Annotated in this window: 8 protein-coding genes and 3 pseudogenes; 3 read left to right on the top strand and 8 right to left on the bottom strand. The window is 72.7% G+C overall.

Annotated elements, in window-relative coordinates:
- Nucleotides 1-95: 95 nt before the first annotated feature.
- Nucleotides 96-257 (top strand): annotated as a pseudogene (locus ACFY3J_RS26535) (purine permease); the annotation flags it as partial.
- Nucleotides 258-364: 107 nt separating this feature from the next.
- Here the strand turns inward: ACFY3J_RS26535 and ACFY3J_RS26530 are convergent.
- The 3 genes and pseudogenes from ACFY3J_RS26530 to ACFY3J_RS26520 form a co-directional block, all read right to left on the bottom strand.
- Nucleotides 365-787, bottom strand: a pseudogene (locus tag ACFY3J_RS26530) (acyl-CoA thioesterase).
- Nucleotides 788-837: 50 nt separating this feature from the next.
- Complete coding sequence (locus ACFY3J_RS26525; protein WP_384185226.1) at nucleotides 838-1,476, bottom strand: hypothetical protein; 639 nt, start codon at nucleotides 1,474-1,476, stop codon at nucleotides 838-840.
- Between the two features lie 83 nt (nucleotides 1,477-1,559).
- Nucleotides 1,560-2,165 carry a histidine phosphatase family protein gene (locus ACFY3J_RS26520; RefSeq protein WP_384185228.1) on the bottom strand — a complete coding sequence of 202 codons (606 nt, stop codon included), beginning with the start codon at nucleotides 2,163-2,165 and terminating at the stop codon, nucleotides 1,560-1,562.
- Between the two features lie 138 nt (nucleotides 2,166-2,303).
- On the opposite strand from ACFY3J_RS26520, the gene ACFY3J_RS26515 reads away from it, so the two are divergent.
- Nucleotides 2,304-2,549, top strand: a complete 246-nt coding sequence (locus ACFY3J_RS26515; protein ID WP_384185231.1) for a hypothetical protein — start codon at nucleotides 2,304-2,306, stop codon at nucleotides 2,547-2,549.
- A gap of 81 nt (nucleotides 2,550-2,630) precedes the next feature.
- On the opposite strand, the gene ACFY3J_RS26510 is transcribed toward ACFY3J_RS26515, so the two are convergent.
- From ACFY3J_RS26510 to ACFY3J_RS26500, 3 genes and pseudogenes are all read right to left on the bottom strand, one after another.
- The gene (locus tag ACFY3J_RS26510) at nucleotides 2,631-3,782 is read right to left on the bottom strand and encodes a hypothetical protein (protein WP_390841873.1); all 1,152 of its coding nucleotides are present in this window, start codon (nucleotides 3,780-3,782) and stop codon (nucleotides 2,631-2,633) included.
- Nucleotides 3,779-5,233 (bottom strand): annotated as a pseudogene (locus ACFY3J_RS26505) (hypothetical protein). Before ACFY3J_RS26505 ends, ACFY3J_RS26510 begins: the two are co-directional and overlap by 4 nt.
- 279 nt (nucleotides 5,234-5,512) lie before the next feature.
- Complete coding sequence (locus ACFY3J_RS26500) at nucleotides 5,513-6,721, bottom strand: pyridoxal phosphate-dependent aminotransferase (RefSeq protein WP_384185239.1); 1,209 nt, start codon at nucleotides 6,719-6,721, stop codon at nucleotides 5,513-5,515.
- Nucleotides 6,722-6,808: 87 nt separating this feature from the next.
- On the opposite strand from ACFY3J_RS26500, the gene ACFY3J_RS26495 reads away from it, so the two are divergent.
- Nucleotides 6,809-7,447 (top strand): winged helix-turn-helix transcriptional regulator, encoded by a 639-nt coding sequence (locus ACFY3J_RS26495; protein ID WP_384185242.1) that lies wholly within the window; start codon nucleotides 6,809-6,811, stop codon nucleotides 7,445-7,447.
- A gap of 60 nt (nucleotides 7,448-7,507) precedes the next feature.
- Here the strand turns inward: ACFY3J_RS26495 and ACFY3J_RS26490 are convergent, their stop codons facing one another.
- Nucleotides 7,508-8,329, bottom strand: coding sequence for a hypothetical protein (locus ACFY3J_RS26490; RefSeq protein ID WP_384185245.1), 822 nt, complete (start codon nucleotides 8,327-8,329; stop codon nucleotides 7,508-7,510).
- Nucleotides 8,329-9,594: a VWA domain-containing protein gene (locus ACFY3J_RS26485; protein WP_390841872.1), complete on the bottom strand. Its 1,266-nt coding sequence runs from the start codon at nucleotides 9,592-9,594 to the stop codon at nucleotides 8,329-8,331. The genes ACFY3J_RS26490 and ACFY3J_RS26485 overlap by 1 nt, the downstream gene beginning before the upstream one ends.

Raw genomic sequence — 9,594 nt, 5'->3', positions numbered from 1 at the left:
CCAGCCCCGCACCCCGCCACCCCGTCGGCAAACACCCCCACAAACAAGACACCCCCCGACCTTGAAGGCCGAGGGGGAACCTTTAAATTCAAGCTGAGACCGCCCGGATCGTCCTCGACTCCGGCATATCCACGGGTTGCGTCGCGGCCGTCCTGCTCAACTTCGTGTTCAACCACCTGGGCAGGCCCGGGGCGGTGGACGCCCAGGACGTCACCCATCCGATGGAGGCGGGGGAGGAGATCGCGGTGGCGCGCTGATCCTTCGGAGGGGTACGGCCGCCGCGCGGACCCTCGGGAGGGGCCGCCGACCGCGCTGGTCTTCGGGAGGGGTACGGCCGCTGTGCCGGCCCCTCCCGCCGTGTGCGTCACAGCCCGAACAGGCCGGGATCCGCAGCCAGTCGCTTGAAGCGGTCGTGCGGAGCGGGCACCGGTTTCCTCGCCTCGAGGTCCAGGAGGCCGCCGACCGCGTCGATCTCGGCCGCCACCGTGCCGCCGGCCTTCCGGATCGTCTGCCGGATGCGGAAGGTCTTGCCCTCGCCCCACTCGAAGGCGCAGGTCACGTCGACCTCGTCGCCGGCCGGCAGCTCGCGCGGTCAGCGGATCGTCGTCTCCAGGACCACCGGCCCCACGCCGCCGGACACGAGGCCCGCCCGGCTGATCCCGGCCGCCTGGAGCAACGACCAGCGGGCGTGCTCCGCGTAGTTGAGGTACACGGCCTGGTTGAGGTGCCCCTGCACATCGGTGCCGTAACCGCGGACGGTCCCCCGGACGGAAAACGGCTCGCTCACTGCGTCCCCTTCTCGTATGCCGCTCGGACCCACCGATCCTGGCACGGCCGTCACACTCTGCGCGGCGACGCCAGCAGGTACCGGGCCCTGGTCCGGGGCTCGGTGTACTCCCCGGCCTGCCAGCCCGCCCGCTCCAGCGCGGCCGCGCACGCCCGCAGCGCCGCGTCGTCCGGCCCGTACACCGCGACCGCCTCCGGCTGCGGGGTCGCCCGTACCCGGTAACCGTCCGTGTCCGGCCCCGCGGGCCGCTGCCCCGCCGCCTCCAGGGCGAGCGCGGCGGCCCGCACCAGATGCGCGCGCTCCCAGCCGCAGGGCCGTTCGACGGCACCGTCCGGATTGGTCATCCGGCGCAGCTCCAACAGCCCCTGCCAGGCGCTGTGCACCTCGCGCACCCGCCCGGGACCGTCGTACGGGTCCTCCTCACCGCCGACGCGGGCGGAGAACACGCCGGTACCGGCGGGCGCCTCCCCGACGTCGGGCGCCCTTTCCGCCGCCGCCTCGTCCTCCGCCTCCCGTATCCGATGCCCGGCCGGGGTGAGGAAGTGGTCGTGCGGCGGCCGCGGGTGCCGGAAGGCGAGCCCCCGCTTCACCAGCGCCGCGAGCTGCGCCTCGGTACCTCTGAGCCGGCCGGTCACGGGGTCGGCGGCGTCGATGACGCGGCGCTGCGCGGCGGTAGGCGGTCGTGTCACCGCGGCCTCCCCGAATCGTCGAACAGCCGTCGAACGGCCCATTCGAAGACTACGACCCGAGTCCGACAACGAGCCGCGGCCGCTTACGCCGACGGGGTCGCCCGGATGTTCCAGCCCGCGATCACCGGTCGCCCGTGCTCCGTGCCCAGCCGGCACACCGTACCCGTGGCCAGCTGGAACAGCGCGCCCGCCGACGGCGGCAGCCCGAGCCGCCGGGCGGTGAGCACCCGCAGGAAGTGCCCGTGGGCCACCAGCACGACGGCCCCCTCGGTGTTGGCGAGCGCGGCGTCCACCTTGCCCAGCATCCGGTCGGCCCGCTCCCCGACCTGCTCCACGCTCTCCCCGGGATGCTCCGGCGGCCCCGGGGCGACCCCGTCCGTGAACAGGAACCAGCCGGGCCGCGTCCGCTGGATCTCGACGGTGGTGACGCCCTCGTAGCCGCCGTAGTCCCACTCCCGCAGATCCGCGTCGACCCGCGCGTCGTGGACGCCGATCAGCTCGGCCGTCTCCCGCGCCCGCTGCGACGGGCTGACGAACGCGGCCCCGATCCGGTGCGAGCGGATCAACGGCACCAGCCGCCGCGCCTCCTCCCGTCCGTGCTCGGTGAGCGGCACGTCCGTCCACCCGGTGTGCCGCCCGGACCGCGACCACTCGGTCTCCCCGTGCCGTACGAGAAAGAGATCACCCATGCGTCACAGGCTACGAGCCCGCGCCCCCGCTCCGGCGGAGTCACGCGCCCACGGTGGGGCATCGCGCCTCGGGCACTTTCGGAGCACGGATCGGCAACGCGGCGTCCCGACCGCGCCGCCGCCGGGGAACGTATCGGCATGCTGGCGTGCGGATGCCTGGACCCGATCGGAATACTGGCCCACCTGGTCGGCAACACCCTGCTGGGCCTGGCCACGCTCGTGCTCGCCCTGATCTGCCTGATCGGTTTGCTGCTCGGCGCGATCGTCGTCCTCGGCCACCTGACCCACCGCGAACAGGACGACGACACGGAACGGGACGAGGACCACGTCACCCTGGCGTCCTTCCACTGGGAAACCCCCTCGGACCCGGACGATCCCCACTAGCCCCTCCGGCTCAGTCGAGCGGCACCTCCTCGATCACGCTCTCCGTGGCGGCGCCGCTCATGTTCTCCTCTCCGTTTCCGGTCAGGGGTTTCCGGTGCGGCTCTGTTTGCGGTAGTGGTCCAGGACGTCCTGGCGGAGGAGGTGGGGGAAGCCGGATATCTCCAGGCGGAGGGCCAGTTGGGGCTCGGTCAGGCCGAGGGCGGTGGCGGTGGCGGGGAGGTGCCAGTCGTGGGCGGCGAGGTGCGTGAGGAGGTGGCCTCGGCGGACCTGGTTCTCCGAGAGGCGGAACGTCTTGAGGTAGACGGTCCGGCCGTGTTCGTCGGTGATCGCCTCGCCGATGTGGTTGTCCTGCTTGGGGCGGAACGGCGGCAGGAAGCGGGAGAGCGTGAAGCGGCCCATGCGCCGGACCAGTTGCCAGGTGCTCGGCTGGTCCAGCAGTCCGGCTGCCATGGTGGTGTCGTGGAAGTCGGCCCACTGCGCCGTCTGTTGCGCCGCGGCCTCCCGCAGGTCGGCGAGCGTGCGGATCCGGGTGTCGGGGATGCGGGCGTTGAAGTCCGTGACGGGAGGCATCAGGGTGGCGTAGTGGTACACGAGGTCGCCGTAGAGGTCCTGGAGCAGGGTCGGGTGCAGGGTGCGGTAGTCCTCCGGGTGCGGCACCACGAACGCCGCGGCCGGCGCGTCGGCCAGATGGATCAGTACGCCGCACTGGCCCGGGTGGATCTCGAAGACGCGCAGGGCGTCGGCCAGTCCGGGTACCTCCGTGCCCAGGTAGGCGGCCTCGGCACGCGGGGACAGTCCCTGACGCACGGCTCGGTGCGACCACTGCTCCCAGGCGACGGCGGGCCCGCCGAAGTGGAGCGCGAGATAGCCCTCCAGCGCGAGGTGGAGCGGCAGGAAACGCAGCCGGTGCCGGGCCTCCCGGCGTGCCATCCGGCGGTGGAAGTGCAGTCGTGCGCCTGTGACTTCCCACTGGGGCCGCCCGTCGGTCAGCTGTGTTCCGTAGGCCGCGGCGGGCGAGCCGTCCCCGGTCCAGTCGGCGACGAGGCTGTGCGGGATGTACGAGCAGTATCTCCGCCCCCGGCCCAGGTCGACCACGCCCGCCCCGTCGTGGATCCGCGGGTGCAGGCGCAGGTCGTGGATCGCCTCGGCCCGCACGAGCGGGACCAGCCGTACGGCGCCCCACACCTGCGAGGGACGGGTCTCCAGCCCGTCGAGCAGTCCGTGCGGTGTCATCGGGGGTTCCTCTCCGCCCGCCGGTCCGCGGCGGCGGTGAGCCGCGCCGCGCGGGCGTCCAGGTAGGCCGTCAGGTCGGCCAGGCCGGTCCGGCCCTCGGCGAACTGCGCGATCTCGACGAGCGCGGGCAGGTCCTCCGCGTCGCGGATGCCCGCGGTCGGCACCCGCGTGGACAGCCGGCGCACGTCGAAGTCCTCGGCGTCGTACACGGGGTTGAGGTGGACCACGCCGGTGCGGCGGGCCGGGTCGAGGCGGGTGCGCCAGACGCGGAGCACCTCGTCGGCCAGTCCGGGAGGAGAGTTGTCCCAGCCGTCGGAGACGATCACCAGGCGTTCCGGTGCCGTCTCCAGCGCGTCGAGGATCCGCTCACCCAGCGGGGTCGGGCCGACGGGGTGGGCCAGGAGCGCGTCGCCGCGGCCGGAGGTCCACAGCCCGGTGTAGTGGCCGGCGAGCGCTTCGAGCAGGTAGTGGCAGGCCAGGGCGACCGCCAGCGGCCGGCGCCGCTTCACGCCCGAACCGGAGGAGGAGAAGCTGTCGTCCAGGACGGCGGCCACCCGGCCCCACGTTCCCCGGTGCCGGCCCGCCGTCCGCCGGGCGGCCGTGCGCAGCGCGCCGGTCAGCTCCTCGCGCCGGGCGACCCGCTCCGGGGCGGGAAGGGAGAGCACGTACCCGGCGAGCCGGGTGAGCGGCATCCGGGACAGGTCGGCCGCCACCGCCCGCGCCGCGGCGGGACCGTGCTGCCGCGCCGCCTCCTAGAGCCGCAGCGTCTCCAGGCGGGTCAGCCGAGGGGCGATGCGCTCCAGGAACACGCCGCGCGGTATGCCGTGCCTGGCCGCGAAGCCCTCCGCGACGGTGTACGGGAGTTCGTAGAGCGCCGCCTGTTCGTAGTGTGCGCGCCGCCAGGCCTCCAGGAGCGGTGTGTCGTAGCGGGCACGGCTGTGCGGCGCGAAGAGGAAGGCGCCGAGTTCGTCGTCCAGCGCCAGATGCACGTGCCGCAGCGCCCGCTTGAGGCCGTTGCGGTACTTGACGGCGTCGAGGGCCGGATCGGGCCGGGCGGCCAGCCAGTCGCGCAGCAGGGCGCGGGTGCGGCGGTTGTTCACCCCGGAGCGGCGCAGTGCGCCGAAGAGCCCGTAGACGCGCTGCGGCGGCAGCAGCGCCAGCCGCCCGGCGATCAGCCGGCCCTCGCTGCGGCGCTGGTCCGCGCTGGCCTCGCCGGCGGTCTCCAGCAGCCGGCGGATCATCAGCGCCGCGTTGTGGTCGTTGATGTCGAGGGCGAGCACGCCCGCGTAGAGGTCGCGGTAGTTGCCCAGTGTGTAGGCGTGCAGGAAGTCGAGGGAGAGCCGCTGGGCCGCCGCGTCGGAGCGGAACTCGCGCTGGCCGGTCGCGGTGATCGCGGCGTTGACGAAGAGCAGTACGTCCTCGGCCGCGATCGGATCCCCGGACGACTCCATGCCCCCACCCGTTCACTCGCGGCCCCCTGCCGGAGCCGTTGGCCGGCACTCCCTTGCCGGGGCCGGCCGGGGAATGGGGGCACGAGCTGCGAATCATTGCTTCAGAGGCAGGTTCCGGAAGTCGCACCGAAGTCCCGCGGCCGGCACCGGGACCGTAACACGGCGCAGGTCGCGGGCCCGAAGGAGTTTCCCTGGCCGGAGGGGGCCCGGACCCATCGCCGGCCCGGACGGACCTCGGGCCCGGACCGGCTGCGGGCCCAAGCCGCGCGGCGCCGGAACCTACTGCCGGTACCCGCCGAGGAACCGGCCGATCCTGCTGATCGCCGTGTCCAGGACGTCCGCGTGGGGGAGCGTGAGGATGCGGAAGTGGTCGGGGGCCGGCCAGTTGAAGCCCGTGCCCTGGACCACCTGGATCTTCTCGCGCAGGAGGAGGTCCAGGACGAACTTCTCGTCGTCGTGGATCCGGTGGACCTTGGGATCCAGGCGGGCGAACGCGTACAGCGCGCCCCTGGGCTTCACGCACGTCACGCCCGGGATCTCGTTGAGCTTCTGCCAGGCCATGTTCCGCTGTTCGTGCAGCCGGCCGCCCGGTGCGGTCAGTTCGCGGATGGACTGGCGGCCGCCGAGGGCGGCCTGGATCGCGTACTGGGCGGGGGCGTTGGCGCACAGGCGCATGGAGGCCAGCATGGTCAGGCCCTCCAGATAGTCCTTCGCGTGCTGCTTGGGGCCGGTGACCACCAGCCAGCCGGAGCGGAAGCCCGCCACCCGGTAGGTCTTGGACAGGCCGCAGAAGGTGAGGACGACCAGGTCCGGGGCGAGCGCGGCGGTGGAGTGGTGGACGGCGTCGTCGTAGAGGATCTGGTCGTAGATCTCGTCGGCGAAGACCATCAGGCCGTGGCGGCGGGCGAGGTCGCAGATGCCCTCCAGGACCTCCTTGGGGTAGACCGCGCCGGTCGGGTTGTTGGGGTTGATGACGACCACGGCCTTCGTACGGTCGGTGATCTTGGAGGCCATGTCGTCCAGGTCCGGGTACCAGTCCGCCTGTTCGTCGCACAGATAGTGGACCGCCTTGCCACCGGCCAGCGTCGTCACGGCCGTCCAGAGCGGGAAGTCCGGTGCGGGCACGAGGATCTCGTCGCCGTCCTCGATCAGTGCCTGCACGGCCATCGAGACCAGTTCCGAGACGCCGTTGCCCAGGAAGACGTCGTCGACGTCCACCTCCAGGCCGAGGGCCTGGTAGCGCTGGGCGACGGCCCTGCGGGCGGAGAGGACGCCGCGCGAGTCGGTGTAGCCGTGCGCCCGCGGAAGCATCCGGATCATGTCCTGGAGGATCTCCTCCGGCGCCTCGAAGCCGAACAGCGCGGGGTTGCCGGTGTTCAGCCGCAGCACACTGTGACCGGCCTCCTCCAGCGCGTCGGCGTGCTCGATCACCGGGCCGCGGATCTCGTAACAGACCTCGCTGAGCTTGCTCGACTGCCGGAACTCCATGCGCCGCTTCCCCTCCGGTAACTGGTCCTGCTTGGTTTTACCAAGTGGGAGCTTGGAAAGTCCAACAACCCGTCTACACTGCGTCGCATGTCACCTCGCCGTAGCTACGACCAGTTCTGCTCCGCCGCCCGCGCGCTGGATGCCGTCGGCGACCGCTGGACCCTGCTGATCGTCCGGGAGCTGCTGGCCGGTCCGCGCCGGTACACCGATCTGCACGCCGACCTGCCGGGTGTGAGCACGGACATGCTCGCCTCACGGCTGAAGGACATGGAACGGGACGGGCTGACGACCCGGCGCCGGCTGCCGCCGCCCGGAGCCGTCCACGTCTACGAACTCACCTCCCGGGGGCGTGAGTTGCTGCCTGTACTGCGGGCGCTCGGGGAGTGGGGGCAGACGGAGCTGGGGGAGCGGCGGCCCACCGACGCGCTGCGCGCGCACTGGTTCGCGCTGCCCCTGCTGCGCGCCCTGGAGGAGGCGGGGATCGGGGCGGGCGTCGTCGAAGTCCGGCTGCAGGAAGGCGACTTCCATCTGCGTGTGGGCGCCGTGGAGGGCCCGCTCCACGGGTACGGACCCGCGCCGGTGGAGCCGGACGCCCGGCTGGCTCTCGACTCCGTCACGTGTACGGCCGTCAGCCGCGGGGAGTTGAGCCTGGCGGACGCGGTACGGGACGGTCGCGTCGAGGTGAGCGGGGACGGCGCTGCGGCCAAGGCGTTGCGCGAGGCATGAGAGAAGGCCCGCTCCAAAGGAGGAGCGGGCCTTCCGAGGTGTTGCCGGGCGGAACTGCCGTCAGACGCCCGGCGGTATGCGCGACGGGCGTCCCGAGCCGCGCGTCAGCGCGTACCCGCCGATGCCCGCGAGCGCGGCGAGCACGCCGCCGATCCCGGTCCACACCCACCGATCGGACCACCAGTTGGAGGACCAGCCGCCGTCCGGCTCGATGCTGGACAGTACGGCCGACTTCTTCGAACCCTGGTCGTCCTGCGCATCGCTGCCGTCCTGCTCGGACTTGACCGCGATGCCCGGGGTCAGCGGCTGCGCGAGCGAGCCGTCGACCGCCGCGGCGCCGCCGATGTCCTTGGAGTCGGCCCGCACCTCGGCGCTCACCGGCAGACCCAGGTCGGAGGCGGGCAGGCCGGCCACCGTGAGCCGGATGTAGTACGTGCCCGGCAGCGGGTCGTTGGCCCACGGCTCCGACCAGGCCCGCACCGTGCGCAGCACGCAGGTGAGTTCGACCGAGGTCGTGCCCTGTGCGGCGGTGCGGCTCTGGGCGCCGTACTGGCAGGACTGGCGGCGCCGCAGACCGTCGTAGACGTCGATCTGCCAGGTCTGCGAGGCGTGCGCCTCGGGCAGCTTCACCGTCGCCTTGACGGTGGGGCGCTGCCCGGCGTCCGCGGCGAACGACCAGTACAGGTAGTCGCCCGTGGAGCCGCTGGCGGTGGCCTGCTGCCCCTGCTCGATCTCGGTCGCGCTACGGAACGAGGTGCCCGCCCGGCTGGGCGCCCCGCTGTCGCCGGACGGATCCGCCGAGGGTGACGAGTCGGCTGCCGCGGGGCCCGCGGCCAGCCCGAGCGCCAGCAGAGCGGCGCCCAACACACGGGTGATACGCATCAGTTCGTCCTCCAGATCGCGACCCGCCAACGCGACACCCAGCCCCACAGCAGGCCCGCGACGAAGCCGGTGAGCACCAGCGCGCCGAGCAGCCACCAGCCGCGGCCGAGACCGAAGGAGGCCACGTCGCTCGACTTGCCCGGACCGCCCACCACGTCGACGGTCAGCTCCAGCGGCAGACCCGGCGTGGTCTGCACGCCGGAGGCCGCCGAGAAGGCGTTGGTGATCTGAAGGCACACGGTCTCGGCCGGGGCGCTCTCGTCGTCGCTCTCCGGCTTCGGGTAGCGCAGACCCGTGGAGATCACGTCCGTACGGCCGTTGCCCGCCGCCTCACCGCGCACGATCTCCCGGCCGCGCTCCGTCACGGCCCGCACCAGCAGGCCGTAGTCCGGGTCGACGGCCCGGTCCGCGGCGACGCTCACCGAGGCCCGCAGCTCCTGGCCGGGGTTGACGTCCACCCGGTACCAGCGCTGCTGTCCGAACTCCTCACGGTCGGTGTAGAGGCCGGACTTGAGCGTCGGTGCCTTCGCGCACTCGGTGGCGCCCTCCGTGGCCACCGGCGTCACCACCGGGTCGGCCGCCCGGTCGACCAACTGGCCGACTCGGTCGCTGAGTTCCTCCTTGTGCTGTACGGAGGTGTAGGTGCCGCCGGTCGCCTCCGCGATGCAGATGAGCTGGTCGCGGGTCTTGGCGTCCGGCACCAGGCCGAGGGTGTCGATGGTCAGCCCGATGCCCTTGGCCGCGATCTCGCGGGCCACTTCGCACGGGTCCAGCGGCTGGCAGGTGTCCTCGCCGTCGGTGATCAGGACGATCCGGCGCATGCCGTTGCCGCCGTCGAGGTCCGTGGCCGCCTTCTGGAGCGCCGGTCCGATCGGGGTCCAGCCGGTCGGCACCAGCGTCGCCACCGCCGTCTTGGCCTCGGTGCGGTTCAGCGGGCCGACCGGGTAGAGCTGGGCGGTGTCCTTGCAGCCCGTCTTCCTGTCGTTGCCAGGGTAGTTGGCCCCGAGGGTGCGGATTCCGAGCTGGACCTCCTCGGGGGTCGCGTCGAGCACCTCGTTGAACGCCTGCTTGGCCGCGGCCATCCGCGTCCCGCCGTCCATGTCGCGGGTCCGCATGGAACCGCTGACGTCCAGGACGAGTTCGACCTTCGGGGCGTCCTGCCCCTCCATCTCGTCGGCTGTCGCACCGGCGGGAAAGGCCATCCCGGCCGTCAGGGCGGCGAGCAGAGCACAGACGCCCGCCGCCAGCCGTTGTCTTGTGATCAT

This window comes from Streptomyces sp. NPDC001231 (assembly GCF_042896885.1).
Classification (GTDB): Bacteria; Actinomycetota; Actinomycetes; order Streptomycetales; family Streptomycetaceae; genus Streptomyces.
The sequence above is the reverse complement of the archived record's forward strand: the minus strand, read 5'-3'. Positions and strand labels throughout refer to the sequence as shown.

Excerpts from the sequence above, each read along its gene's own strand:
- ACFY3J_RS26500 (WP_384185239.1), bottom strand. The coding sequence starts at position 6,721 with ATGGAGTTCCGGCAGTCGAGCAAGCTCAGCGAGGTCTGTTACGAGATC.
- ACFY3J_RS26485 (WP_390841872.1), bottom strand. The coding sequence starts at position 9,594 with ATGATCACAAGACAACGGCTGGCGGCGGGCGTCTGTGCTCTGCTCGCC.
- ACFY3J_RS26490 (WP_384185245.1), bottom strand. The coding sequence starts at position 8,329 with ATGCGTATCACCCGTGTGTTGGGCGCCGCTCTGCTGGCGCTCGGGCTG.
- ACFY3J_RS26510 (WP_390841873.1), bottom strand. The coding sequence starts at position 3,782 with ATGACACCGCACGGACTGCTCGACGGGCTGGAGACCCGTCCCTCGCAG.
- ACFY3J_RS26520 (WP_384185228.1), bottom strand. The coding sequence starts at position 2,165 with ATGGGTGATCTCTTTCTCGTACGGCACGGGGAGACCGAGTGGTCGCGG.
- ACFY3J_RS26515 (WP_384185231.1), top strand. The coding sequence starts at position 2,304 with ATGCTGGCGTGCGGATGCCTGGACCCGATCGGAATACTGGCCCACCTG.
- ACFY3J_RS26495 (WP_384185242.1), top strand. The coding sequence starts at position 6,809 with ATGTCACCTCGCCGTAGCTACGACCAGTTCTGCTCCGCCGCCCGCGCG.